The following is a 23,918-nucleotide window of genomic DNA, read 5'->3' on the forward strand; positions in this document are numbered from 1 at the left end:
GGGGGGTTCGACTGGCTCAACAGTTGTGCCAGGCATTAAGGCCTGGTAGCAGCCTTCGCGGTCAACTGCTCCCGACAATAATCGGCAAACAACTGCGCCGGTTTGGTCAACTGCCCGCGCTTGAGCCACGCCGCCACCAACCCTGAGCCGGTGATGTCTTCGACGATGTCCACGCACACCACTTTCTGGCCGTCATAGGTGCACTCCGAATGCGGCCGGGTGACCAGGATCGAGAAGCCGAAGCCTTGCCCGACCATGCCCCGGACCATCTCGATTGACGGTGAGCTGAAGGCAATGTTCGGCGTCAGCCCCAACTCTTCGAACAGGCTGACGAAGTAGGTCCGGCTCGGTTGCACGTCCAGCAGAATCATCGGCTCCAGGCACAGGTCACGCAGCGACACTTGCTTGAGTTGGGCAAAGCGGTGATCCGCCGGCAGCAACGCATAAGGCCGTTGCGCCGGCATCAGTGGTTCGGTCTGGATGGTGGCGTCGAGATCGTGCTCATAGAGGATCGCCAGGTCGAAGGTGCCCGAGGTCAGGCCTTGCACCAGTTCTTGCTGTTCGCCGTCGCGGATGCGGATTTTCACCCCCGGATACAGCGCCGAGAACCCGGCAATCAGTTGCGGCAGGTACAGCGGCGCGACCGTCTCGAAGCAACCGATATCGATTTGCCCGGCCACCACGTCGTTGTCGGCGAGGGCGTTCTGTTCGAACTCCTTGGCCATACGAAGCAGTTCCTGAGCTTTGCGATAGAAGCGCGCGCCGCTGGGGGTCAAGGACACACCTTGGGCGTGATGACGGATCAATAGTTGCACGCCGAAGCTGTCTTCCAGGCCTTTGATCGCCGTGGAGATCGCCGGCTGGGCGATGTACAGCTTGCGCGACGCCTCGGCGACGCTGCCGCATTCGACGGTGGTGATGAAGTACTTCAATTGACGCAGGTTGTAGGCAGCCACGGCAAACCTCGGGGTGGATGATTTCGACATCCAGGCAATTTTCGCGCCGACTGCATCCGTTCTGACGACGGTGTTGTTGTGCTTGAACAATAACCACATACCGCGCCACCGGGGAGATTGGCTGCCCAGTTTTTTCATGGTCTGCGAAAACATTTTTACTATTTTTCGTGGACACGGGGCTGGGCCACCATCCAATCACAAGAAAAGCCCATGGAGCATCTGAACGTGTTCGAGCTTACATTCTGGCAAAACAAAGCCGCTGCGCTGCGGTTTCCCGATCAAGCCGTGATCGACGGCAAACCCCGTGCGGCGCAGTCGGGGCAAACCTTCGCCGCGATCAATCCGGCCACCGGCCAGTGCCTGGCCAACGTGGCCGCGTGCGGCGATGAAGACGTGGACGCAGCAGTGCGCAATGCGCGGCACGTGTTCGAGGCCGGAACCTGGTCAACGCGTTCGCCGAGTGAACGCAAGCAAGTGCTGTTGCGCCTGGCCGATCTGATCATGACCCATCGTGAAGAACTGGCATTGCTCGATTCGTTGAACATGGGCAAACCGGTGATGGACGCCTACAACATCGACGTACCGGGCGCCGCCGGGGTGTTTCGCTGGTACGCCGAAAGCCTCGACAAACTCTATGACCAGATCGCCCCGAGCGCACAGAACGTGCTGGCGACCATCACCCGCGAAGCGCTGGGCGTGGTTGCGGCCGTGGTGCCCTGGAATTTCCCGCTGGACATGGCCGCCTGGAAACTCGCACCCGCGTTGGCGGCGGGCAATTCGGTGATTCTCAAACCCGCCGAGCAGTCACCGTTTTCCGCCCTGCGTCTGGCCGAGCTGGCGCTGGAAGCCGGTCTGCCAGCCGGCGTGCTGAACGTGCTGCCGGGGCTCGGCGAGCAGACCGGCAAAGCCCTCGGCCTGCACCCGGACGTCGATTGTCTGGTGTTCACCGGTTCCACCGAAGTGGGCAAATATTTCATGCAGTACTCGGCGCAATCCAACCTGAAACAGGTATGGCTGGAGTGCGGTGGCAAGAGCGCCAATCTGGTGTTCGCCGATTGTCAGGACCTGGATCTGGCCGCCGAGAAAGCCGCGTTCGGGATCTTCTTCAATCAGGGCGAAGTCTGCTCGGCCAACTCGCGCTTGCTGGTGGAACGCTCGATTCATGACGAGTTCGTCGAGCGCCTCAAAGTGCACACCGAACGTTGGCAACCAGGTGATCCGCTGGACCCGTCGAGCAGCGCCGGCGCAATCGTCGACAGCCGCCAGACCGCGCGCATCATGAAGTTCATCCAGCAGGCCGAACGCCAAGGCGCAACGAAACTCTGTGGCGGTCGACAGTCGATGTTCAACGGCTCCGATAACTTCATTCAGCCGACGATTTTCACCGGTGTGAGCCCGGACATGCCGCTGTTTCGCGATGAAGTGTTCGGCCCGGTGCTGGCGGTCACGGCGTTCGATGATGAGGCCCACGCCTTGCAACTGGCCAACGACAGCGTCTACGGTTTGGCCGCGTCGCTGTGGACTGACGACCTCAACCGCGCCCACCGCGTGGCGCGGCAATTGCGGGCCGGCACGGTGTCGGTCAACAGCGTCGATGCGTTGGATGTGACCGTGCCTTTCGGTGGCGGCAAACAATCCGGTTTCGGCCGCGACCTGTCGCTGCACTCATTCGATAAATACACCCAGTTGAAGACCACCTGGTTTCAATTGCGATAACAACAAGAAACGGAGAACTGGCGATGACCACACCACGTGAAACCCGCGACTACCAGGCCGCCGACGCTGCGCACCACATCCACGCATTCGTCGATCAAAAAGCGCTCAACGATGAAGGGCCTCGGGTGATGGTCCGTGGCGAGCGTCTGCACCTGTGGGACAACGATGGTCGGCGTTACCTCGATGGCATGTCCGGGCTGTGGTGCACCAACCTCGGTTACGGCCGCAAGGACCTGGCTGCCGCCGCGACCCGGCAGTTGGAGCAGTTGCCGTACTACAACATGTTTTTCCACACCACCCACCCGCAGGTGATTGAGCTCTCGGAGCTGCTGTTCAGCCTGTTGCCAGGGCACTACAGCCACGCGATCTACACCAACTCCGGCTCCGAGGCCAACGAGGTGCTGATCCGCACCGTGCGCCGTTACTGGCAGGTTCTTGGCAAGCCCGAGAAGAAAATCATGATCGGTCGCTGGAACGGTTACCACGGCTCGACCCTGGCGGCGACGGCGCTCGGTGGCATGAAATTCATGCATGAAATGGGCGGCATGCTCCCCGACATTGAACACATCGATGAGCCGTACTTTTTCGCCCACGAAGGTAATCTGACCCCGGCGGAATTCGGCCTGCGGGCGGCGCAGCAACTGGAAGCGAAGATTCTCGAACTCGGCGCGGACAAGGTTGCCGGGTTCATCGCCGAACCGTTCCAGGGCGCTGGCGGGATGATCTTTCCACCAGAGAGTTACTGGCCGGAAATTCAGCGGATTTGCCGTAAATACGACGTGCTGTTGTGCGCCGATGAAGTGATCGGTGGCTTCGGTCGCACCGGCGAATGGTTCGCCCACGAGCACTTCGGTTTCGAGCCGGACACGCTGTCGATCGCCAAGGGGTTGACCTCCGGTTACATCCCCATGGGCGGATTGATTCTGTCGAAGAAAATGGCTCAGGTATTGGTGGAGCAGGGCGGGGTATTTGCCCACGGCTTGACCTACTCCGGGCACCCGGTAGCGGCGGCGGTGGCCATCGCCAACCTCACGGCATTGCGCGATGAAGGCGTGGTGACGCGGGTCAAGGACGACATCGGGCCGTACCTGCAACAGTGCTTGCGCGAGGTGTTCGGCAATCACCCGTTGGTGGGCGATATTCAGGGTGTCGGCATGGTGGCGGCGCTGCAATTGGCTGAGGACAAAACCAGTCGCAAGCGCTTTGCCAACGAGAATGACATTGCCTGGCGTTGCCGCACGATTGGGTTTGAAGAGGGGGTGATTATTCGTTCGACGCTGGGGCGGATGATCATGGCGCCGGCGTTGATTGCGAGTCGGGAAGAGGTTGATGAACTGGTTGGCAAGACCCTGAAAGCCGTTGATCGTACGGCGCAGGAATTCGGCCGACTTTAAGATTGACTGAAGGTCCTGCGGACCTTATCGCGAGCAGGCTCACTCCTACATTGGATCTGTGTGACCTTGGTAGAGAGGGCAACACAGAACTCCTGTAGGAGTGAGCCTGCTCGCGATTGCTTTTACCCATTCAACACACCTTTCAACTTTTGCACCCACCTCGGGCACCCCCGCCCACAGCGCCCTTTCGCAGCGCGCACTACCCAGTTTTTTCATCGCTCGCAGCGACATATTTCCTAATTTTCCTAATCCCCGCCTTGGGCCAACATCGACCTCGCCAGTCAGCCAAACGCTGACCTCCGAAAGGTCCATCAGAGACCTCAGGTTGCTTGTGCTCCAAGGCCGCTGGCCGTACTGCCCATGACAAAACTAAATCAACAGCTTTGGGAGTGCTCCATGATCAAGTCCTTGCTTATCCGCTTCGCACATCCACTGGCGGTCACCGCCATCGCCGCGACGGTCGCCACCAGCGTCCAGGCCGGCACCCTCTCTATCGGCCACACCACGTGGGTCGGCTACGGCACGCTCTACCTGGCTCAGGACCTGGGCTACTTCAAGGAGAACGGTTTGACCGTCGAATTGCCTGTCGTCGAAGAGGCTTCGATGTACATGGCTGCGCAAGCCTCGGGCGAATTGTCGGGCTCGGCGTCGACCATCGACGAAGTGCTCAAGTACCGCCCGCAATTCTGCTTCAAGGCTGTAGCTGCATTGGATGACAGCCATGGTGGCGACGGTGTTCTGGTCGGCAAGGACATCAAGAGTCTGCAGGAGCTGAAAGGCAAAGCCGTGGCGGTGAACGAAGGTTCGACTTCGCAGTTCTGGCTGTCTTACCTGCTGAAAAAGCACGGCATGAAAATGAGCGACATCACCGTGCAGAACATGACGGCCGACGACGCCGCCACCGCGTTCATCGCCGGTCGCGTGCCAGCCGCCGTGACGTGGGAACCGCACCTGTCGATGGTTCGCAGCAAGCAACAAGGCAAGGTGCTGATCGACAGCAGTAGCACACCGGGCGTGATTGTCGACGTGGTCGCGCTCAACTGCACGGTGATCGAGAAGCAGCCGGAAGACGTCAAGGCGTTGGTGGCCGGTTTGTACAAAGCGGTCCAGTACACCAAGGATCATCCGCAAGAAGCTTACAAAATCATGGCCAAAGGCGTTGGTGGTTATCTTGCCGATCCGAAGGAACTGGCCGCCGCGGCACAAGGCGTGCGCTTCTACGATCAGGCCATGAGCGAAAAACTTCTTGGCTCGCCGGGCAAACCGGGTGACAGCGAACCGCTGATCAAACTGGCCAACGAGACCGCCAGCGAATTGCAGGGCAAGCCCTACAACGTCAGCAATGACGACCTGATCGACAACCGCTTCGTCAGCCCGCTCTAGGAGGTTTGCATGTTCAAGCGCAATTCATGGCTGAGCCGCTGCATCACGCCCAAGACCGGTTTGCCGGTGTCGGTGATCTGGAGCGCGAGCGGTCTGGCCTGGGTGTTGTTGGTCGGCCTGTGGGCCGGGTTGTCTTACGGCGGTGTGGTGCCGGGCATGTTCCTGCCGACACCGGGCGCGGTGGTCGAGGCCGCCGTGCGCCTGAGCCGCGACGGCACACTCGGCCAGCATGTGTGGGCCAGCGTCGAAGTGGTGATGGTCGGTTTCATCGTCTCGTCCTTGGTAGCGGTGCCGCTGGGGTTGCTGATGGGCAGCTTCCGTATCGTTCAGGCGTTCCTTGAACCGATGGTGAACTTCATCCGTTACCTGCCGGTAACTTCGTTCGTGCCGCTGTTTATTTTGTGGATCGGCATCGGTCTGGAGCAGCGGGTGTCGGTGATCATCTTCGGCGTGTTTTTCCAGCAACTGGTGATGATCGCGGACGTGTCCAAAGGCATCTCCAAGGACTTGATCAACGCGTCTTACACCTTGGGCTCGAACCGTCGCGATGCGGTGCTGCATGTAATCGCCCCGGCGTCGTTGCCGGGTGTGCTCGACACCTTGCGCGTGACCATGGGCTGGGCCTGGACTTACCTGGTGGTCGCCGAGCTGGTCGCGGCCTCCAGCGGTCTGGGTTACTTGAGCCTTAAAGCCATGCGCGGCTTTCAAGTGGATGTGATTTTCCTGGCAATCGCGATCATCGGCCTGCTGGGCCTGGTCACCGATCAACTGTTCCGTTTCCTACGTCTGAGGATCGCCGCATGGGCTCAGTAAGCGCCGTCAACCCTCGTTTCATCACGCCACAGGCTGCGCCGGTACACGCCGCGCCACGGCTGCAAGTGGACAAGGTCAGCCTTCGCTATCAAAAGCCCGATGGGGGAGTGTTCACCGCGCTGGATCAGGTGTCGTTCGAAGTGCCGGATCAGCAATTCGCTGTACTGGTCGGGCCTTCGGGCTGTGGCAAGTCGAGTCTGCTGTACCTCACCGCCGGATTGAATGAGCCCACGGAAGGCGAGATCTACGTCGGGGGCCAGCAAGTTCAAGGGCCGGGTGCGGATCGCGGCATGGTGTTCCAGAGCTACACGCTGTTCCCGTGGCTGACGGTGCGGCAGAACGTCGAGTTCGGCCTCAAACGTCGCGGTATGGCCGCCGCTCAGCGCAAGGAGATCGTCGACTACTACGTCAACGAAGTCGGCCTGACCGGGTTCGCTGATAACTACGCCAAGCAGCTGTCCGGCGGCATGATGCAGCGCGTGGCGATTGCTCGGGCGTTGGCCAATGACCCGCAAATCTTGCTCATGGACGAGCCCTTCGGTGCACTCGACAGCCAGACGCGCCTGCAAATGCAGCAGCTGTTGTTGCGGGTCTGGGGCAACAGCAAGAAGACCGTGTTGTTCGTGACCCACGATATCGACGAGGCGATTCTGCTGGGCGACCGGGTCTACGTGATGGGCGCACGGCCGGGTCGGATCAAGCAGATTCTGGACGTGCCGATCGAACGCCCACGGACCCTGGACATGGTCATGGAGCGCTCGTTCATCGACATGAAACGCAGGATTTTCGGGCTGCTGCATGACGAGTTGGAGGAGGTGCATTGATGTCAGCCTTGCACCAATCGCCTGCTCGCGATTGCGGTGTTCCAGCTACATTGATGTCGACTGACACGACGCCATCGCGAGCAGGCTCACTCCTACAGTTGCTCGTTGTCAGTTGGCTGGCAGCAGGAAACGCGCGATCACCGGCAAGTGATCGGAGATCCGCAAGGTGTCGTCCTGTCTCACCGTCGCCTCGACCCGTTTGATCCGCGGGCTGTAGAACAGGTAGTCGACAGTCCGGTCCGGGCCGTTCAAGCCCGGATCATTCGGGTAATGGGTCAACCACCGCGCCCGGTCGATGCCGCTGGCTTCGTTGTTGGTCGGGATCATCGGGTATTTGTCCCACAGCACATGCAGCGCGCTGTCGGCGGAGTAGGGCGTGCGTTGCTCGTCGGGCAGGCGTCGATATTGCCCCAGCGGCAACAGGCTGAAGTCCCCGCCGATCAACCACGGCGTGCCGCGGCTTTCGAGCTTGTCGAGGACTTTGACCGTGGCCGTCACCTGGGATTGCAGCGTTTCGTCGGGCGGGATAACGCGGTCCAGATGGGTGTTGAGCACCGCTATCTGACTGCTGTCGCTCAACGGCAGGTACGTGACCATCAAGGCATTTTTCGGTTTGAACTGGCGAGTGATGAAGTTGGCCGGTTCGACCGGTAACTGCAGGCGTTCGGCGTGTTTGATCTGGTAGCGGCTGAGGGTGGCCAGTTGTCGGCCGACGCTGCCGAAGATGTGCGGCTCAGGCACGAAGTCGGCTTTCCAGTCAAAGGCGTGAGCGCTGCACGGATACAGGTCTGCGACCCGTTCCTGAAGCAGTTTGAACTGGTTTTGGTAATCGCTGGCCTTGGCGCCTTCATCGAGTTCTTGCAACAGCACGACATCCGGTTGCTCGTCGCGGATCACCCGCGCCACTTCATCGAGGCTGAAGGCCATGTCTTCGGGCGTGGGTTTTTCGTCATTGCCGGCCGCCAGGTCATTCCAGAACACGTAGCGCTTTCCCGCCAGGTACTGGACGTTCCAGGTCATCACCTTCAGCGCCTGGCCGGGCACCAGCGTCGGTGCCTGGGCGTTGCAACTGACCGGCAGGGCTTCCTTGGCTTCGGGGCGCCAGGTCAGGTTGTAGATCAAGGCAATCAGGCCGGTCAGGGTCAACAGGCCCAGCAGGGTGTAGCGCAGTAGGCGGGTCATGGCTCGGCTTATAGCGTTACAAAAGTTGAGCCCGAGCATAACCGAGCGTCGGACTTAAGCCCAAGGGCGAAACGGCCTGCGCATCAATTAGCCGTAACACGCCCCCCTGTAGCAGCTGGCGAAGCCTGCGTTCGGCTGCGCAGCAGTCGTAAATCCGGCGAGCGCGGTCTACCTGATTCACCGAGAGCACTGATTTTACGACTGCTGCGCAGCCGAACGCAGGCTTCGCCAGCTGCTACAAGTTGCGCGTCGTCTAGTCAGAGCGGCCCGTCAATTTTCTCGGGCACCTCGTCGATCAGCATGAACAAGCGGAACAGCACCACGCTGACGAACAGTTGCAGGAAGCTGTGAGCGCTGTCGATCAGAAGGGAAATCACCGGGTTCTGCGGTTCGGGATAGACCGCAAGGGTCGCGCCCTTGAGCACCCACAACGGGCCCATTACACAGAGAATGCACACCAGAATGCGCAGGAAATGGCCGCGGGTCAGGCGCAGGCTTTCCTTCATCGCCGCCAGCGGTGCGAAGCCGCGCAGCACCAGCAGGTACTCGCCAAACGCCAGCGTCACCATCAGCCAGATGCCCGGCAGGAAATACAGCGACAGGCCGATCAGGATCAGCAGGGTGTTGAGCGCGGTGAGCAGGGCGAAGCGTGGCCACAGTGTCGCGGACATCGCCAGCAGGTCGCGATTGCGCGGTGATTCGCCACGACTGCGGGCATCGAGAAACAGGATCAGCGCGGCGGTGTACAGCGGATAAACCAGCAAGCCGACCATCACGCTGATACCGGGAAAGCTGTCCGGCTCGGTGGAGTGGTCGACCACTTGTTGCAGGAGCGACTCGAAGATCACCAGCGGCAGGCACAGCCGCACGATCTGGCCCAGATTGCGCTTGAAGAAATACAGAGAGTCACGCAGCACATCGAACGAATTCATCAGTCGGTATCGCAGGTTGGAAGCAGTGGCCCACTTTAACCGATGATGCGCTTTGGGGCGCAAACGTAAACGTTCGGTAAAGGCTATTGAAACAACTTGTTTCAGCCTCCATTAAGGTCGTGCGCCTTATCCTCTTTGGAAAAGGGCAACGATTTCTCCGGCAATCTACGAGGTCGCCATGAACAGCGAAGAACAAACCCTGATCGATGGACTGTTTTCCCGGCTGCAACAGGCCGAAACGGACTCAGCCCCGCGCGACGCCCAGGCCGAGGCGCGGATCAAGGAACACCTGACTCGCCAGCCCGCGGCAGGCTATTTCATGACCCAGGCGATTCTGGTGCAAGAGGCCGCTATCAAAAGCCTCGACGAACAGAACAAACAACTCGCCCGGCAAGTCCAGCAATTGCAGGCCGAACTGCAATCGGCCAAGGCTCAGCCCGCTGCTGCGGCACCGAGCAGCGGTGGCTTCCTGTCGAGCATCTTCGGTGGCGGTTCCCGTGATCCGCAGCCAGCGCCGACCCAAAGTCCACCCGCATCGAGCGGTGGCGGCTGGCGTGAACCGGCGCGGCCGTCGCTCAACTCGCAGCCGCCACAACAGAACTTCGGTGCGGCGCCGCCTCAGCAGAATTACGCACAACCACAACAGCCGGTTGGCAGCGGTTTCCTCGGCGGCGCGCTGAAAACCGCCGCCGGTGTGGCCGGTGGCGTGATGCTGGCGCAAGGCATCAGCAGCCTGTTCCATCACAATCAGCAGCCGGAAGTGGTTGAAGTGATCAAGGAAGAACCGGCTCAGGTCAACGATCAGAGTGGTGACAACGGCTGGGGCGAGGATCAGCGCGTGGCGGACAACGCCAATGATCAGGGCGGCTTTACCGACGCCGACTACAGCGATGACAGCTCATCGTTCTTCGGCGGCGACGACGATTCCTTCGTCTGATAAGCCATTCGTCCGGAGCGCTACGGCGCTTCGGGCCGATTATTCGCGGAACAATCCTTCAGACTGGCATACTGGGCCACTTTTCGGGCCTGGTGCCTGATCCTGCCCGCGCTCCGGCGCGCCAACGAGGATGACCGGTGAAAAAAATCGCAGTGTTCGCCGATGTCCAGAACCTCTATTACACCGTGCGTCAGGCCTATGGTTGCCATTTCAACTATGCCGCGCTGTGGGCTGATATCAGCAAACAGGGCGATATCGTCGAGGCCTATGCCTACGCCATCGATCGCGGCGACAGCAAACAACAGCAATTCCAGCAGATCCTGCGCAACCTCGGCTTCGTCGTGAAGCTCAAGCCCTACATCCAGCGCAGCGACGGCTCGGCCAAGGGCGACTGGGACGTGGGCATCACCCTCGACATCATGGACGCCGCCGATCATGTCGACGAAGTGGTGCTGGCCTCTGGTGATGGTGATTTCGACATGTTGCTGGAGCGCATCATCACCAAGCACGGGGTGCAAGCCGTGGCCTACGGCGTGCCGGGCCTGACGGCCAATTCGCTGATCCGCGCCGCCAGCCGCTATGTGCCGATCGAAGGCGCGTTGCTGCTCAAGAATTGATTTTTACGGAGTTGAAACAGGTTTGGAACGCATAGCAGTCATCGACTTTGAAACCACCGGGATCTCCCCGAGCAGCAGCTGCCGGGCCACGGAAATTGCCGTGGTGATCCTTGAACAGGGGCGCATCGTCGAGCGTTACCAAAGCCTGATGAATGCCGGCGTGCGCGTTCCGGCCTTCATTGAACAACTCACCGGCATCAGCAACGCCATGCTGCGCACCGCGCCATCGGCGGAGCAGGTGATGAACGAGGTCAATGAATTCGTCGGCATCACACCGCTGCTGGCCCACAACGCCGCGTTCGACCAGAAATTCTGGGACTTTGAGTTGGGGCGTATCAAACGTACACGTTTGCAGAACTTCGCCTGCTCGCTGCTACTCGCCCGCCGTTTGATGCCTGCCGCGCCGAATCACAAACTCGGCACGCTTACTACGTTCGCCAACCTGCCTCACACCGGTAAAGCTCACCGGGCCATGGCCGATGCCGAGATGGCGGCCAACCTGACGGCGCATCTGGCGCAGGAATTGCGGCACAAGCATGGGTTGCGCGAGTTGTCGCATGATCTGCTGGTCAGCTTGCAGAAAGTGCCGGCGGCGAAGATCAATGAGCATCTCAAGCGCCATCGCGGGTTCTGACAGAAACAGCTCCTACAGGGGATTATTTGCCATTCCCTTCCAACTGCCCCAACGGCACGCGCTTCTCTATCGCGCTCGACAACACAATCGACGTCTTGCTGAACCCGAACTTGGCGATCCGGTTGATCAACTCTTCCAGCTCCGGCATCGAACCCACGGCCGCTTGCATGATCACGCACGGATCACCCGTCACTCGATGGCATTCGGTCAGTTGCGGGATTTTGATCAAATCGTCGTAGGCCTTCTGGTTACCGTGCTGGTTCAAACGCAGTTCGATCACGCACTGGATCGGCAAGCCCAGCTTGGCCATGTCGACTTTCGCCTGGTAACCGGTGATCACCCCGCAGGCTTCGAGTTTGGCCACGCGCTCGGCTACGGCCGGAGCGGACAGGTTCACTTTGCGCGCCAGGTCGGCATAGGACGCACGACCGTTTTCCAACAGGGCGCTGAGGAGCATGCGGTCGTATTTGTCCATCGTCGGACTCCTGAAAAATGACTGACTTTCGAAAACACGGTTTATAGCGATGATCTCCGTGTTTTGAAAAGTGTACCGGCGCTATAAACAGGTTTTGTAACTTATTTTACGCCGCTGGCCTTTCTAGAATAGCTGTTCACTTGTCTTGCCTACGAGCTGCCCCATGCCTGGCTTACGTCGTTTTCCCTTACCGTTGATCGCTGCCTTCTTCGCGTTGTACGTGATTTGGGGCTCGACTTACCTGGTGATTCGCATCGGCGTGGAGTACTGGCCGCCGTTGCTGCTCGCCGGTATCCGCTTCGTGATCGCCGGGACGTTGATGTATGCGTTCCTGCGTTGGCGCGGGGCGCCGGCACCGACCTGGGCGCAGTGGAAAGCCGCCGGGATCATCGGGATTTTGCTGCTGGCGTGCGGTAACGGCGGGGTGAGCGTGGCCGAACACATGGGCGTCGCCTCGGGTGTAGCGGCGTTGGCGGTGGCGACGGTGCCGCTGTTTACCTTGCTCTGCGGATATTTCTGGGGCGCGCGTAATACCCGTCTCGAATGGGCCGGGATTGTGCTCGGGCTGATCGGCATTGCCATGCTCAACCTCGGTTCCAACCTGCAATCGAGCCCGCTGGGTGCCATGTTGCTGATATTCGCGGCAGCGTCCTGGGCCTTCGGTTCGGTGTGGAGCAAACACTTGCCGTTGCCCCAGGGCGCGATGGCCAGTGCCGTGGAAATGTTGGTGGGCGGCGTAGCGCTGCTGATCGGCAGTGCGCTGAGTGGTGAGCATCTGGAAGCCATGCCGCCGATCGAAGGTTGGGCGGCCCTGGCTTATTTGACTTTCTTTGGCTCGATCATCGCTTTCAACGCTTATATGTATTTGTTGAAAAACGTGCGGCCGGCGGCGGCCACCAGTTATGCCTACGTCAACCCGGCCGTGGCGGTGTTGCTGGGGATCGTGTTTGTCGGCGAGACCATCGGGATCGAAGAAGCGCTGGCCATGTTGGTGATCATCAGCGCCGTGGTGCTGATCGGATTGCCGCAGTGGCGTCGAGCTCCCGTTCAACCTGCCGTAGCGGTGCCGACAGAATCCCGTGTGAATTAGGGTAAACTGCGCGCCATTGCACACCCGCGCTGATTTTTCCTACGGTAATCCCATGACTTTCGCCACCCTTGGCCTGATCGAACCCTTGCTGCGCTCTCTCGAGACGCTCGGCTACCAGACCCCGACGCCGGTTCAGGCGCAAGCCATTCCGGCGGTGCTGGCCGGTCGCGACCTGATGGCCGCCGCCCAGACCGGGACTGGCAAGACCGCCGGATTCGCGCTGCCGCTCCTGCAATTGCTGGCCATGGAAGGGCCGAAAGTGGCGTCTAACTCGGTACGCGCACTGATCCTGGTGCCGACCCGCGAACTGGCCGAACAGGTTCACGAAGCCGTGCGTCAGTACGCCGAGAACCTGCCGCTGAGCACTTACGCGGTGTACGGCGGCGTCAGCATCAACCCGCAAATGATGAAGCTGCGCAAGGGTGTTGACGTGCTGGTGGCGACGCCGGGGCGTTTGCTCGACCTGTATCGCCAGAAGGCCCTCAAGTTCAATCAGCTGCAAACCCTGATTCTGGACGAAGCCGATCGCATGCTTGATCTGGGTTTCTCCGAGGAACTGGGGAATATCTACCGCGTGCTGCCCAAGCAACGTCAGACGCTGTTGTTCTCCGCGACGTTCTCCGACGCGATCCGCTTGCTGGCCGGACAAATGCTCAACGATCCGCTGAGCATCGAAGTCAGCCCGCGCAACGTGGCTGCCAACACCGTCAAGCAATGGGTGGTGACGGTCGACAAGAAGCGCAAGTCGGAACTGTTCGTTCACTTGATGCGCAAGGGCAAGTGGAAGCAGGTGCTGGTGTTCGCCAAGACCCGCAACGGCGTGGATGCGCTGGTGGAAAAACTCCAGGGCCTGGGCATCAATGCCGACGGCATCCACGGCGACAAACCGCAGGCAACCCGCCAGCGCGCACTGGACCGTTTCAAGGCCAGTGAAGTGCAGATTCTTGTGGCCACCGACGTTGCGGCCCGTGGTCTGGATATCGAAGATTTGCCATTGGTGATCAACTTCGACCTGCCAATTGTCGCCGAGGACTACATCCACCGGATCGGCCGTACCGGTCGCGCGGGTGCAACCGGGCAGGCGATTTCGCTGGTCTGCGCCGATGAAGTGAATCTGCTGTCGGCCATCGAGACGTTGACCCGTCAGACATTGCCTCGCCAGATGGAGCATGACTTCGAGCCTGAGCACCGGGTACCGGATACCGATGCCAGCGGTCAGGTGGTCAAGAAGCCGAAAAAACCGAAGAAGCCAAAGACCTCCGGTGGCGGTAAACGCAATCTGGGCAAGTGGGTCGAGAGCGGTGATGCGTCGGCGCCGGAGCCTTCGATCAAACCTGTGCGGAAAGTGCCGGTGTTTAATACCGGGCCGCGTAAGAAGAAGCCTTGATTTGTGGGATCGGCTTGAGAACCGTCCCCTCACCCTAGCCCTCTCCCCAGGGGGCGAGGGGACTGATCGAGTTGTTCTTAGAGCTACATCGACCTGAAAGATCTGAGTCGAACTCCGGATTTGAAAGGCGTGGAGATCTGCTCCCTTTCCCCCTCTACCCTTTGGGGAGAGGGCTGGGGTGAGGGGTGGATCTCGAAGGCTGTAGAAGTACATGTGGGCCAACACATCACGCCCCTCGTTTCAACCACTCCACCATCCCCAACCCCGCCGCTCGCCCACTGGCGAAACACGCGGTCAGCAGATAGCCGCCCGTCGGCGCTTCCCAATCCAGCATTTCCCCCGCGCAGAACACGCCTGGCAGTTGCTTGAGCATCAAACGCTCATCCATCGATTCGAACATCACGCCACCGGCGCTGCTGATGGCCTCGTCCAGTGGGCGGGTTTTCACCAACGTCAGTGGCAACGCCTTGATCGCTTGTGCCAGCAGCGCCGGATCAGCGAAGGATTCGGCCGGAGTGAGTTCGCGCAGCAACGCCGCTTTTACACCATCGATCCCGAGCTGGCTGTGCAGATGTTTTGACATGGAACGAGACCCACGCGGCTTGCTTAGCGCAGCCTGCACTTTATCCACAGGCCTGCCCGGCAGCAGGTCCAGGTGAATGGTTGCCGAGGCGTGCTGATTGATGGCTTCGCGGATCGGCGCCGACAGGGCGTAGATCAAACTGCCTTCAATCCCGGTTGCCGTGATCACACATTCCCCGAGCCGCGGCACGTCGTCATTGAGGCCGATGGCGATGTTTTTCAGCGGGGCGCCGGCGAATTTACTGACCATCAACTCGCTCCAGGCCTGCACCTCGAAGCCGCAATTACTCGGTTGCAGCGGCATGAGTCCTACGCCGCGTTGTTCCAGTGGCAGCATCCAGGCGCCGTCCGAGCCGAGCCGCGACCAGCTGCCGCCGCCGAGGGCCAGCAAGGTTGCGTCAGGCTTGACGGTTTTTTCGCCTTCGGGGCTGTCGATGCGCAAACCACCGCTGTCATCCCAGCCGAGCCAGCGGTGACGGGTGTGGATAACGACGCCGCTGTCTCGCAGACGTTTGAGCCAGGCACGCAACAGGGGGGCGGCTTTCATGTCGGTAGGAAAGACTCGGCCGGAGCTGCCGACAAAGGTTTCGATGCCCAGGTCATGAATCCATTGGCATAGCGCATCAGCGCCAAATGACCGCAACAGTGGCGCAATCTGCGGCGCGCGTTCGGCGTAGCGAGAGAGAAATGCCGGGTAGGCTTCGGAATGGGTGATGTTCATGCCACCCACACCGGCCAGCAGGAATTTTCGCCCCACTGAAGGCATGCCGTCGTACAGGTCGACCTTGATCCCGGCCTGACTCAACACTTCAGCCGCCATCAAACCGGCAGGGCCGCCGCCGATGATGGCAACGTGAGAAGAGGAGGAGGGCGAGGGCTGGGTCATGGCGAGAGCTGCGGCGTGGCGGAATAAGCCGCGCATTCTACCAGCACGGATCATGGTGGGAGTTGTTGAAGGCGCTGATCAAAAAACAACCACCCATTTACAGGCTATATGCAGCATGGCCTGTAGGCGCTTTCACTCAGGTTATCCACAGGCAGTTCCACAGGCATTGTGGGTAAAGACCCACACCTCAATGACAACCTGATGACTGCCAGACCCGCTGCGCACTGTGATGCAGGATTCCATGACGACGCGCCAGCGCCTTGCGGTCCTTGCTGTAGCCGCCGCCGATCACGCCAACCACCGGGATATCCCGGCCCAGGCAATGACGCATCACACTTTCATCGCGAGCGGCAACGCCTTCGTCTGTCAGCTTCAGGTAGCCGAGCGCATCATCTTTATGCACATCGACACCGGCGTCGTACAACACCAGGTCAGGTTGGTAGAGCGGCAGCAAATAATTCAGCGCATCGTCCACCACCTTCAGGTAGTCAGCATCGCCCATGCCCTTGGGCAGTGGAATGTCCCAGTCACTTTCGGCTTTGCGTGCAGGAAAGTTCTTTTCGCAGTGCAGGGAAACGGTCACTGCTTCCGGGGTGTTGTGCAGGATACGTGCAGTCCCGTCGCCCTGGTGCACATCGCAGTCGAAGATCAGCACCCGGTTCACACGGCCGCTTTCCAGCAGGAAATGGCTGATCACCGCCAGGTCATTGAAGATGCAGAACCCGGCGGGATGGTCGTAATGCGCGTGATGGGTGCCGCCGGCCAAGTGACAGGCCAAACCATGTTCCAGCGCCTGCTCGGCGGCCAGCAGCGAGCCGCCAACCGCACGCACGGTGCGCCGGGCCAGGGCTTCGCTCCATGGCAGGCCGAGGCGCCGCTGGTCTTCGCGGGACAACTCGCCGCCCATGTAGCGTTTGATATACGCAGGGTCATGTGCGAGCGCGAGAATCTCTGGCGGGCAGAGGTCGGGGCGCAGCAGGTCTGCGTCCCGGGTCAGTCCGCTGTCCACCAGGTGATCGCGCAGCAGGCGAAACTTGTCCATGGGGAAGCGGTGATCCGCCGGGAACTCGGGACTGTAGTCTTCGTGGTAGATCAGGGGCAGGGGCATGACGAATTAATGTAGGAATGAAGGACGGATCCTACCAGCGTTGTAGACTTGCGGCATGGAAAGGGGGGCGATGATGGAACCGATACTGGAACTCGAGAGCGCGCGATTGCTGTTGCGGCAGTGGCAGGATGAGGATTTGCCGGAGTTTGCGGCGATGTGCGCCGATCCACAAGTGATGCGATATTTTCCGGCGCCCTTGAGTCGTCTGGAAAGTGCCTCGCTGATCGGGCGGATTCGTGGCCATTTTGCCGAAAATGGCTTCGGTCTCTGGGCGCTGGAGCGCAAGGACACCGGGGCATTTATTGGTTTTACCGGGCTCGCCGTGGTCGGTTTCGACGCGCGTTTTACCCCAGCCACCGAAATCGGCTGGCGCCTGGCCCGCGAGCACTGGGGCCTTGGCTACGCCAGTGAAGCGGCGTGGACTGCTCTGCGCTGCGGGTTTGACCGGTTGGCGCTGAAAGAAGTCGTGTCCTTCACCACCGAAACCAACACGCCGTCGCAGAAAGTCATGCAGGCAATCGGCATGCACCATGATTCAGCCGATGATTTCGATCACCCGATGCTCGCGGCCGATCATCCCCTGCGTCACCATGCGTTGTACCGCATCACCCGTGAACAATGGCTGCAAACCTTGCATGGATAAGCCGGCGCGGACGTTTACAATGGCTCCCACGGGCCCTGGCCAGAAATTGAATCGACCGTCGCAGCCAAGACTGCGCGGCATGCGTTGTGTGAGGAGAGTCTGAATGAGCCAAGTGTTGGATGATCTGGTTGACCTGCTGACCCTGGAACCGATTGAAGAAAACCTGTTCCGTGGCCGCAGCCAGGACCTGGGTTTTCGTCAGCTGTTCGGTGGTCAGGTAATCGGTCAGTCCCTGTCGGCGGCCAGTCAGACGGTCGAAGAAGCGCGCCATGTGCATTCGATGCACGGTTATTTCCTGCGTCCGGGTGATTCCGCGCTGCCCGTGGTTTATCAGGTTGATCGGGTACGCGACGGTGGCAGTTTCAGCACGCGCCGGGTGACGGCGATCCAGAAGGGCAACCCGATTTTCACCTGCAGTGCGTCGTTCCAGTACGACGAAGAAGGCTTCCAGCATCAGTCCGAGATGCCCACCGTAGTCGGCCCGGAAAACCTGCCGTCAGAGCTGGAGCTCGCTCAGCAGCGTGCGGACCTGATTCCCGAGCACATGCGTGAAAAACTGCTGTGCCCGAAACCGATCGAGTTCCGCCCGATCACCGAGAAAGATCCCTACAACCCGCAACCGTCTGATCCGATCAAATACGTCTGGTTTCGCGCCGACGGTGCTTTGGCCGATTCGCCGGCGCTGCATAAATACCTGCTGGCCTACGCCTCGGATTTCGGTCTGTTGACCACGTCGATGCAGCCCCATGGCAAATCGGTCTGGCAGAAAGACATGCAGGTCGCCAGCCTCGATCACGCGCTGTGGTTCCATCAGGATCTACGCGCCGATGATTGGTTGCTGTATGCGATGGACAGTCCTTGGGCAGGCAACTCGCGCGGTTTCTCCCGCGGCAGCGTGTTCAATCGTGCCGGGCAACTGGTGGCGTCGGTCACGCAGGAAGGCCTGATTCGCCACCGTAAGGATTGGGCATGAGCCTGGCCGAGGTGCGGCACTGGGTGTTCGACATGGACGGCACCCTGACGGTGGCCGTGCATGACTTCGCGGCGATCCGCGTGGCGTTGGCGATTCCTGCCGAAGACGACATCCTGACCCACCTCGCCGCGCTGCCGGCCGATGAAGCCGCCGCCAAACATGCGTGGTTGCTGGAACACGAACGAGACCTGGCGCTCGGTTCGAAAGCGGCTCCGGGTGCGGTAGAGCTGGTGCGTGAGCTGGCCGGGCGCGGTTATCGCCTGGGTATTCTCACGCGCAATGCGCGCGAACTGGCGCATGTCACGCTGGAGGCGATCGGCCTGGCCGACTGCTTCGCGGTGGAAGATGTGCTGGGCCGTGATGAAGCACCGCCAAAACCGCATCCCGGTGGTTTGCTGAAGTTGGCCCAGGCCTGGAATGTCCCGGCCAGTGAGATGGTGATGGTCGGTGACTACCGCTTTGATCTGGATTGCGGTCGGGCGGCAGGGGCGCGGACGGTGTTGGTGAACCTGCCGGATAATCCATGGCCGGAATTGACGGATTGGCATGCCGCCGATTGCGTGGTGTTGCGGGAAATGTTGTCGGCTTGAGGGCCCCTTCGCGGGCAAGCCTCGCTCCTACAGGTGGTGCGTCGCTCTTGTAGGAGCGAGGCTTGCCCGCGAAGGCGTTATCACTGACCGAACAACGCCTTCTGCCCCTGCGGCGAGTTAAACATCCCATCCCCGTCATGCCCGACCCCGGGCACTTCAATCAGTTGCTGACTCAATCCTTGAGGATGCAGCCGCTTCAGATAAGCAAAATAATTGCGCCCGCGAGCCAATCGATTGGCTCCCTGAGCCTGGGCCTCACAGCTTTTATCCAGCGCCGGCTGCTTCGGGTCGCTGTCCTGCTGCCCGAGTAGGTAAACGACATCGCGTTTGACGTAGTTTTCCTCCAGCTGCTTGGCGTTTTGCCCTTTGGCATAAGCGGGTAAATCCGTCAGCCCGTACTTCCAGCGATTGAAATTCGGGCAACCGGCATGGCTGAACGCCGCCGGCCGTCGCTCATCGAAGTACGCATAAGACGATGGGTTGGCAATGACATAACGCACCTGTATGTCGGCCGCCTTGAGCGCTGGCTGATCGTGGCCCAGCAACGCGTATCGCTGCACCACCTGAGCGCCGCCGGAGTGACCGGCAATGACAATCTGCTTCACGTCCGGAAACTGTTTTCGATCGCCGATTCGGGCGATGATTTCGTCGAGCGCCGCGTAGGAGCTCATGGAAAGTGGAGCGGTGGATAAACCGCCCGCCATCCAGTCATTGCCCTGCCAGCGCAATACGCTGTCAGCCACGGTATGGGCCGTGACGTCGGTTTCATTGAGAAATTGCGGTGCGATCACCAAGGTACTCGCGCTTTGCCCGGCCTGTTCGGCCGCGCGCACGGCGCTCTGGCGATAGGTGTCGGCATTGCGCAATCGACCATGGATGATGATCAGCACGCGTTCGATTTTTTTCGGCGCCGGGCCGATGCCCACCGCGATTTCACCTGAAGTCAGCAACAGGCGTCCGGGGCTGACGTCCTTGACCGCATGCTCGGCAGCCTGGGCGCTTGCGCAGGTGATCAGTAGAGCTAACAGCCACTTATTCATTTATAGGTTTTTCGCTGCAAAGGTATCGCACTGGCCGACCTGGCCCTGCGCGAATCCGGTTTTGAACCAGCGCACCCTTTGCGCCGACGTACCATGAGTAAACGAGTCCGGCACCACCCGACCCTGACCTTGCTGTTGCAAGCGGTCATCGCCGATGGCGTTGGCGGCGTTCAAGGCTTCTTCGATGTCACCGGGTTCCAGCCAGTTCAGCCGTTTCTGCGCATTGTTGGCCCAGACGCCGGCCAGGCAATCGGCCTGCAGTTCCTGGCGTACCAGCAAACCGCCGTCGCCTTCCATCTGCCGACCCTGTTGGCGGGCAGTCTGAATTTTTGCGGAAACACCGAGCAAGGTCTGCACATGGTGTCCGATTTCGTGAGCGATCACGTAGGCCTGAGCGAAGTCGCCAGCGGCGGCAAAACGTTGGGACATTTCCTGGAAGAAACTCATGTCCAGGTAGACCTTCTGGTCCGCCGGGCAATAGAACGGGCCGGTCGCGGATGTCGCCAGGCCACAGGCCGAGTTAACGCGGTTGCTGAACAGCACCAGGGTCGGGTCTTTATATTGACGACCGGCCTGCTGGAAAATCTGCCCCCAGGTGTCCTCGGTATCGCCGAGGATCGAACGCACGAACTCGGCGCCTTCATCAGTGGCCGGCGGCGCCTTGCGGGTTTGAGTCGGGGCCGGTGCCGATTGCTCGCTCATCTGCCCGGTCAGTTGCCCGAGGATTTGCATGGGGTCCTGGCCGGTGATCCAGCCGATCCCGACGATCAAGATAATCGCCGTCAGGCTCAGCCCCTTGCCGCCACCGAAGCGCATTCCTCCACCGCCACCGCCGACATCATCACCACGGGCATCGACCACGTTGTCGCTGCGTCGGCCTTTTTTCCATAGCATGTGGGAATCCTCTGAGTGTCCGTGGGGATGAGTGTTGCTGCTGAGTGGGAGCGGCGCCAGTCCGGTCGTCCATCTTTTGTTGCGCACAGCAGCCTTCCCGGCAACCTGTGATGGGTTGCCGGAAGTCTTCCAGACTCGTATTGAACACGGACAACCCATCTAATTCCTTCAGGCGACGGGTTTTTATCGAGCAGGCGACCACCTGCGTCGGCGAAATTAACGGTCGAACGCATCCCACACTGGCGCAAAGTCTGGATTGACCTGGCGTTCGCGTTTGGACAAACCGGCGATCAACGTTCGGTCTTCGTCATCCAGATTCACCTCGAGCGCTGCCAGGTTGGCCAGTTGATTGGCCTGGCTGCGGGCTTTTGGAATGGCGGCCACGTTCGGTTGATCAAGCAGCCACTTGAGTGCCACTTGCGTTGGCAGGACTCCGTGTTTGGCGGCGATCTGCCGGATTTGTGGGATGTCCGAGACCTTGTTGCGGGCCAGTGGCGTGTAGGCCGTCAGCGCCAGATCATGTTGGCGGGCGTAGTTCAGCAGAGCGTTTTGTCCGAGCAGTACGTGGTACTCGACCTGAATGGTTGACAGCGGCGTCCCCAGTTCCTCGACGACTTTGCGCAACAACGGCAGTGGAAAATTCGCCACACCGATGTTGCGCGCCAGTCCTTGTTCCTTGAATGACACCAGGGTCTCGATCGTGCTCGGCAAGTCCCAGTCGGTGGTCGGCCAGTGGATCATGAACAGGTCAACGTAATCGCTGCGCAAGGCCTTGAGGCTGCGGTCCATGGAATGGCGCATGGCATCGGGTTGAAGCTGATCCCACCAGACTTTGGTGGTGACGTGGATGTGATCGCGAGGGGTAGGACTGTTCACCAGCGCCTGGCCGACGGCGTCTTCATTGTTGTAGGCCGCGGCGGTGTCGATGTGCCGATAACCCAATGCCAAGGCCTGTTCCACGGCGCGAGTGCATTCCTCGCCGAGCATCGGCCAGGTGCCGAGGCCGAGTTTGGGCATGTTCAAACCCTGTGCGTTAACGATGCGCTGCATAGTCGATCTCCTGTTCGTAAGCGGTAATACCTGCGATATGTCGCGCGGCGATGTAGCCGAAGGTCAGCGCCGGGCCCAGATTGATGCCGCCGGCGGGGTAGTGCCCGCCCATGATGCTGGCCATGTCTCCGCCTGCTGCGTACAGCCCGGCGATGGCCTCCCCCGATTCGCCGAGCACCTGGGCATGTTCATTGACCTTGAGGCCGGCGAAGGTGCCGAAGCAGCCGGGCTGGACTTTCACGGCATAGAAGGGGCCTTGTTCGATCGGTGCGACGCAAGGGTTGGGTTGTTGCAACGCATCACCCTGTTTGCGGTTGTAAGGCGTCGAACCGCGACCGAACAGCGGGTCTTCACCCTTGCGCGCGTGCCGGTTGTATTCGGACACGGTGCTGCGCAAACCTTTCGGGTCGATGCCGCAGGCCTGGGCCAGTTCCTCAAGGGTGTTGCCGGTTTTCAGATAGCCGCTGCGGATAAAGGATGACAGCGGCAGCGGAAACGGCCGAGAGATACCCAGGCCATAACGCCGCTGAAAGCCATGGGTGCAGACCAGCCAGGAGACGACTGCTTCGCCCTTCGGGGCGGCGGCGACCATGGCCGTCACATAGTCGAAGTAGCCGTTGGCTTCGTTGACAAAGCGCTGGCCGTTGCTCAACACGCCAATGATCCCCGGTTTGCCGCGCTCGATGATGTGCGGGAAGTGGCCGAGGCTGCCGTCCTTGTGTGGCACTTGCGAAACCGGTGCCCAGGCGACGGGCGACGCCAGATCGGTGTTCACCCGCGCGCCAGCGCTTTCGCCCAATCGCAGGCCATCGCCGCAGACGCCGAGGGGTGGCAGCGCCAGGTGTTCATGCCCGGTTGGCGTACGGGGAAACAATGCCTTGCGCCGCTCGATGTCATTGGCAAAACCGCCGGCCGCCAACACCACGGCCTTGCGCACACGGATGCGGACCTTGCCTTTGGCGGTGCTGACCATCGCGCCTCGAACCTGATCGCCATCGCGCAGCAGCTCGGTAACGGGCGCCGACTCCCAGAGCAATACGCCGAGGTCTTCGGCGGATTTTGCCAGCCGAGCCACCAGCGCGACACCGTTGACCAGTTGCATCGCCCGACCATGCACAGCGAGATCGAGCAGGTGCCGCGAAAAGCGCCGGGTCACGTGCCAGGCCGCCGCCAGCGAGCGGGTCAGATTGAGAAATGCCGAGAGGTCCGCGCCTGCCATGATTGGCATGCCCATGAACGAAGTTTCCCGCATGGTCTTGCGAAGACGCTTGAGCAGCTTGCCGACTTTTCGCCCATCGTAAGGCGCCGCGATGACCGAACGTCCTCCCGTGCCGGCACCCGGTGTATCGCCATGAATATCGGCAATGGCGTTGCCGTCGGCAAACTGCAGCGAGGTGTGCTGCTCAAAGAACGCCACCATCCGCGGACCGGCTTCGAGGAAAGCATCGATCATGGCCGGCTCGTAACGCTCGCCCAATTCGTGTTTCAGGTAAGTGCGTGGCTGCTCGACGTCTTCGACGATCCCGGCGCGTCGAGCCAGAGGATTGCACGGCACCCACGCCCAACCACCGGACCATGCCGTGGCGCCACCAAACACTGGATCTTTTTCGACCACGATGATTTTTAGGCCGTGCCACGCCGCGGTGACTGCAGTGGACAGTCCCGCCGCACCGGAGCCGACGATGAGCACGTCGCAATCGATATCCGGGAGATTATTTGATTCGGCAGGCATCGTCTGAAGCTCCAGCGGTTTGTATTTTTTAGAATTTGATTCCAGAAAATATAGGAGCGTAATCGAACTCGGCAACCTTT

General features: G+C 60.5%; 23 protein-coding genes. 13 read left to right on the forward strand and 10 right to left on the reverse strand.

Annotated features, from left to right (window positions below; translation table 11 throughout):
* Nucleotides 1-35: 35 nt before the first annotated feature.
* On the reverse strand, nt 36-956 hold the full coding sequence (locus tag ABH912_RS24350) for a LysR substrate-binding domain-containing protein (protein ID WP_008152888.1): 921 nt from the start codon (nt 954-956) through the stop codon (nt 36-38).
* A gap of 225 nt (nt 957-1,181) precedes the next feature.
* Here ABH912_RS24350 and ABH912_RS24355 point away from each other — a divergent pair, with 225 nt between their 5' ends.
* The 5 genes from ABH912_RS24355 to ABH912_RS24375 all read left to right on the forward strand — a co-directional run bounded on the left by ABH912_RS24355 (nt 1,182) and on the right by ABH912_RS24375 (nt 7,086).
* Nucleotides 1,182-2,672 (forward strand): aldehyde dehydrogenase, encoded by a 1,491-nt coding sequence (locus ABH912_RS24355; RefSeq protein ID WP_429513150.1) that lies wholly within the window; start codon nt 1,182-1,184, stop codon nt 2,670-2,672.
* A gap of 23 nt (nt 2,673-2,695) precedes the next feature.
* Complete coding sequence (locus ABH912_RS24360) at nt 2,696-4,066, forward strand: aspartate aminotransferase family protein (RefSeq protein WP_429511834.1); 1,371 nt, start codon at nt 2,696-2,698, stop codon at nt 4,064-4,066.
* 396 nt (nt 4,067-4,462) lie between these two features.
* Nucleotides 4,463-5,449 (forward strand): ABC transporter substrate-binding protein, encoded by a 987-nt coding sequence (locus tag ABH912_RS24365; protein ID WP_429511835.1) that lies wholly within the window; start codon nt 4,463-4,465, stop codon nt 5,447-5,449.
* Nucleotides 5,450-5,458: 9 nt separating this feature from the next.
* Nucleotides 5,459-6,262, forward strand: coding sequence for an ABC transporter permease (locus ABH912_RS24370; protein WP_033054201.1), 804 nt, complete (start codon nt 5,459-5,461; stop codon nt 6,260-6,262).
* Nucleotides 6,250-7,086, forward strand: coding sequence for an ABC transporter ATP-binding protein (locus ABH912_RS24375; RefSeq protein WP_429511836.1), 837 nt, complete (start codon nt 6,250-6,252; stop codon nt 7,084-7,086). Before ABH912_RS24370 ends, ABH912_RS24375 begins: the two co-directional genes overlap by 13 nt.
* 108 nt (nt 7,087-7,194) lie before the next feature.
* On the opposite strand, the gene ABH912_RS24380 is transcribed toward ABH912_RS24375, so the two are convergent.
* A complete protein-coding gene (locus ABH912_RS24380; protein ID WP_429511837.1) occupies nt 7,195-8,268 on the reverse strand; it encodes an endonuclease/exonuclease/phosphatase family protein in 1,074 nt (357 codons plus the stop codon).
* Between the two features lie 257 nt (nt 8,269-8,525).
* A complete protein-coding gene (locus tag ABH912_RS24385) occupies nt 8,526-9,200 on the reverse strand; it encodes a YciC family protein (RefSeq protein WP_033054208.1) in 675 nt (224 codons plus the stop codon).
* Between the two features lie 178 nt (nt 9,201-9,378).
* On the opposite strand from ABH912_RS24385, the gene ABH912_RS24390 reads away from it, so the two are divergent.
* From ABH912_RS24390 to ABH912_RS24400, 3 genes are all read left to right on the forward strand, one after another.
* Entirely contained in the window at nt 9,379-10,137 is a 759-nt protein-coding gene (locus tag ABH912_RS24390) for a DUF2076 domain-containing protein (RefSeq protein WP_429511838.1), read from the forward strand.
* Between the two features lie 137 nt (nt 10,138-10,274).
* Complete coding sequence (locus ABH912_RS24395) at nt 10,275-10,754, forward strand: NYN domain-containing protein (protein ID WP_046048735.1); 480 nt, start codon at nt 10,275-10,277, stop codon at nt 10,752-10,754.
* A gap of 22 nt (nt 10,755-10,776) precedes the next feature.
* A complete protein-coding gene (locus ABH912_RS24400; RefSeq protein WP_033054214.1) occupies nt 10,777-11,388 on the forward strand; it encodes a 3'-5' exonuclease in 612 nt (203 codons plus the stop codon).
* Between the two features lie 22 nt (nt 11,389-11,410).
* Here the strand turns inward: ABH912_RS24400 and ABH912_RS24405 are convergent, their stop codons facing one another.
* The gene (locus ABH912_RS24405; protein ID WP_008149219.1) at nt 11,411-11,863 is read right to left on the reverse strand and encodes an Lrp/AsnC family transcriptional regulator; all 453 of its coding nucleotides are present in this window, start codon (nt 11,861-11,863) and stop codon (nt 11,411-11,413) included.
* A 163-nt stretch (nt 11,864-12,026) separates the two neighbouring features.
* On the opposite strand from ABH912_RS24405, the gene yedA reads away from it, so the two are divergent.
* Complete coding sequence (yedA, locus tag ABH912_RS24410; RefSeq protein WP_429511839.1) at nt 12,027-12,953, forward strand: drug/metabolite exporter YedA; 927 nt, start codon at nt 12,027-12,029, stop codon at nt 12,951-12,953.
* 52 nt (nt 12,954-13,005) lie between these two features.
* Nucleotides 13,006-14,340: a DEAD/DEAH box helicase gene (locus tag ABH912_RS24415; RefSeq protein WP_429511840.1), complete on the forward strand. Its 1,335-nt coding sequence runs from the start codon at nt 13,006-13,008 to the stop codon at nt 14,338-14,340.
* Between the two features lie 226 nt (nt 14,341-14,566).
* On the opposite strand, the gene ABH912_RS24420 is transcribed toward ABH912_RS24415, so the two are convergent.
* Together ABH912_RS24420 and ABH912_RS24425 are read right to left on the reverse strand one after the other, a co-directional pair.
* Nucleotides 14,567-15,808 (reverse strand): TIGR03862 family flavoprotein, encoded by a 1,242-nt coding sequence (locus ABH912_RS24420; protein WP_429511841.1) that lies wholly within the window; start codon nt 15,806-15,808, stop codon nt 14,567-14,569.
* 187 nt (nt 15,809-15,995) lie between these two features.
* Nucleotides 15,996-16,916 carry a histone deacetylase family protein gene (locus ABH912_RS24425; RefSeq protein ID WP_429511842.1) on the reverse strand — a complete coding sequence of 307 codons (921 nt, stop codon included), beginning with the start codon at nt 16,914-16,916 and terminating at the stop codon, nt 15,996-15,998.
* 73 nt (nt 16,917-16,989) lie between these two features.
* Here ABH912_RS24425 and ABH912_RS24430 point away from each other — a divergent pair, with 73 nt between their 5' ends.
* The 3 genes from ABH912_RS24430 to ABH912_RS24440 all read left to right on the forward strand — a co-directional run bounded on the left by ABH912_RS24430 (nt 16,990) and on the right by ABH912_RS24440 (nt 19,122).
* Nucleotides 16,990-17,559: a GNAT family N-acetyltransferase gene (locus ABH912_RS24430; protein WP_429511843.1), complete on the forward strand. Its 570-nt coding sequence runs from the start codon at nt 16,990-16,992 to the stop codon at nt 17,557-17,559.
* A 103-nt stretch (nt 17,560-17,662) separates the two neighbouring features.
* Nucleotides 17,663-18,532: an acyl-CoA thioesterase II gene (tesB, locus tag ABH912_RS24435; RefSeq protein WP_033054222.1), complete on the forward strand. Its 870-nt coding sequence runs from the start codon at nt 17,663-17,665 to the stop codon at nt 18,530-18,532.
* Nucleotides 18,529-19,122 (forward strand): HAD family hydrolase, encoded by a 594-nt coding sequence (locus tag ABH912_RS24440; RefSeq protein WP_033054223.1) that lies wholly within the window; start codon nt 18,529-18,531, stop codon nt 19,120-19,122. The genes tesB and ABH912_RS24440 overlap by 4 nt, the downstream gene beginning before the upstream one ends.
* An 80-nt stretch (nt 19,123-19,202) precedes the next feature.
* On the opposite strand, the gene ABH912_RS24445 is transcribed toward ABH912_RS24440, so the two are convergent.
* From ABH912_RS24445 to ABH912_RS24460, 4 genes are all read right to left on the reverse strand, one after another.
* Nucleotides 19,203-20,162: an alpha/beta hydrolase gene (locus ABH912_RS24445; RefSeq protein WP_429511844.1), complete on the reverse strand. Its 960-nt coding sequence runs from the start codon at nt 20,160-20,162 to the stop codon at nt 19,203-19,205.
* On the reverse strand, nt 20,163-21,056 hold the full coding sequence (gene ypfJ / locus ABH912_RS24450) for a KPN_02809 family neutral zinc metallopeptidase (protein WP_033054225.1): 894 nt from the start codon (nt 21,054-21,056) through the stop codon (nt 20,163-20,165).
* Nucleotides 21,057-21,272: 216 nt separating this feature from the next.
* Nucleotides 21,273-22,106: an aldo/keto reductase gene (locus ABH912_RS24455; RefSeq protein WP_429511845.1), complete on the reverse strand. Its 834-nt coding sequence runs from the start codon at nt 22,104-22,106 to the stop codon at nt 21,273-21,275.
* A complete protein-coding gene (locus tag ABH912_RS24460) occupies nt 22,090-23,838 on the reverse strand; it encodes an FAD-dependent oxidoreductase (RefSeq protein ID WP_033054226.1) in 1,749 nt (582 codons plus the stop codon). The genes ABH912_RS24455 and ABH912_RS24460 overlap by 17 nt, the downstream gene beginning before the upstream one ends.
* Nucleotides 23,839-23,918: the final 80 nt, after the last annotated feature.

The sequence above is a fragment of the Pseudomonas sp. BT76 TE3572 genome (assembly GCF_050435365.1).
Classification (GTDB): Bacteria; Pseudomonadota; Gammaproteobacteria; order Pseudomonadales; family Pseudomonadaceae; genus Aquipseudomonas; species Aquipseudomonas fluorescens_W.

Excerpts from the sequence above, each read along its gene's own strand:
- tesB (WP_033054222.1), top strand. The coding sequence starts at position 17,663 with ATGAGCCAAGTGTTGGATGATCTGGTTGACCTGCTGACCCTGGAACCG.
- ABH912_RS24430 (WP_429511843.1), top strand. The coding sequence starts at position 16,990 with ATGGAACCGATACTGGAACTCGAGAGCGCGCGATTGCTGTTGCGGCAG.
- ABH912_RS24370 (WP_033054201.1), top strand. The coding sequence starts at position 5,459 with ATGTTCAAGCGCAATTCATGGCTGAGCCGCTGCATCACGCCCAAGACC.
- ABH912_RS24420 (WP_429511841.1), bottom strand. The coding sequence starts at position 15,808 with ATGACCCAGCCCTCGCCCTCCTCCTCTTCTCACGTTGCCATCATCGGC.
- ABH912_RS24460 (WP_033054226.1), bottom strand. The coding sequence starts at position 23,838 with ATGCCTGCCGAATCAAATAATCTCCCGGATATCGATTGCGACGTGCTC.
- ABH912_RS24385 (WP_033054208.1), bottom strand. The coding sequence starts at position 9,200 with ATGAATTCGTTCGATGTGCTGCGTGACTCTCTGTATTTCTTCAAGCGC.
- yedA (WP_429511839.1), top strand. The coding sequence starts at position 12,027 with ATGCCTGGCTTACGTCGTTTTCCCTTACCGTTGATCGCTGCCTTCTTC.
- ABH912_RS24440 (WP_033054223.1), top strand. The coding sequence starts at position 18,529 with ATGAGCCTGGCCGAGGTGCGGCACTGGGTGTTCGACATGGACGGCACC.
- ABH912_RS24390 (WP_429511838.1), top strand. The coding sequence starts at position 9,379 with ATGAACAGCGAAGAACAAACCCTGATCGATGGACTGTTTTCCCGGCTG.
- ABH912_RS24360 (WP_429511834.1), top strand. The coding sequence starts at position 2,696 with ATGACCACACCACGTGAAACCCGCGACTACCAGGCCGCCGACGCTGCG.
- ypfJ (WP_033054225.1), bottom strand. The coding sequence starts at position 21,056 with ATGCTATGGAAAAAAGGCCGACGCAGCGACAACGTGGTCGATGCCCGT.
- ABH912_RS24455 (WP_429511845.1), bottom strand. The coding sequence starts at position 22,106 with ATGCAGCGCATCGTTAACGCACAGGGTTTGAACATGCCCAAACTCGGC.
- ABH912_RS24415 (WP_429511840.1), top strand. The coding sequence starts at position 13,006 with ATGACTTTCGCCACCCTTGGCCTGATCGAACCCTTGCTGCGCTCTCTC.
- ABH912_RS24405 (WP_008149219.1), bottom strand. The coding sequence starts at position 11,863 with ATGGACAAATACGACCGCATGCTCCTCAGCGCCCTGTTGGAAAACGGT.
- ABH912_RS24445 (WP_429511844.1), bottom strand. The coding sequence starts at position 20,162 with ATGAATAAGTGGCTGTTAGCTCTACTGATCACCTGCGCAAGCGCCCAG.
- ABH912_RS24375 (WP_429511836.1), top strand. The coding sequence starts at position 6,250 with ATGGGCTCAGTAAGCGCCGTCAACCCTCGTTTCATCACGCCACAGGCT.
- ABH912_RS24425 (WP_429511842.1), bottom strand. The coding sequence starts at position 16,916 with ATGCCCCTGCCCCTGATCTACCACGAAGACTACAGTCCCGAGTTCCCG.
- ABH912_RS24380 (WP_429511837.1), bottom strand. The coding sequence starts at position 8,268 with ATGACCCGCCTACTGCGCTACACCCTGCTGGGCCTGTTGACCCTGACC.
- ABH912_RS24365 (WP_429511835.1), top strand. The coding sequence starts at position 4,463 with ATGATCAAGTCCTTGCTTATCCGCTTCGCACATCCACTGGCGGTCACC.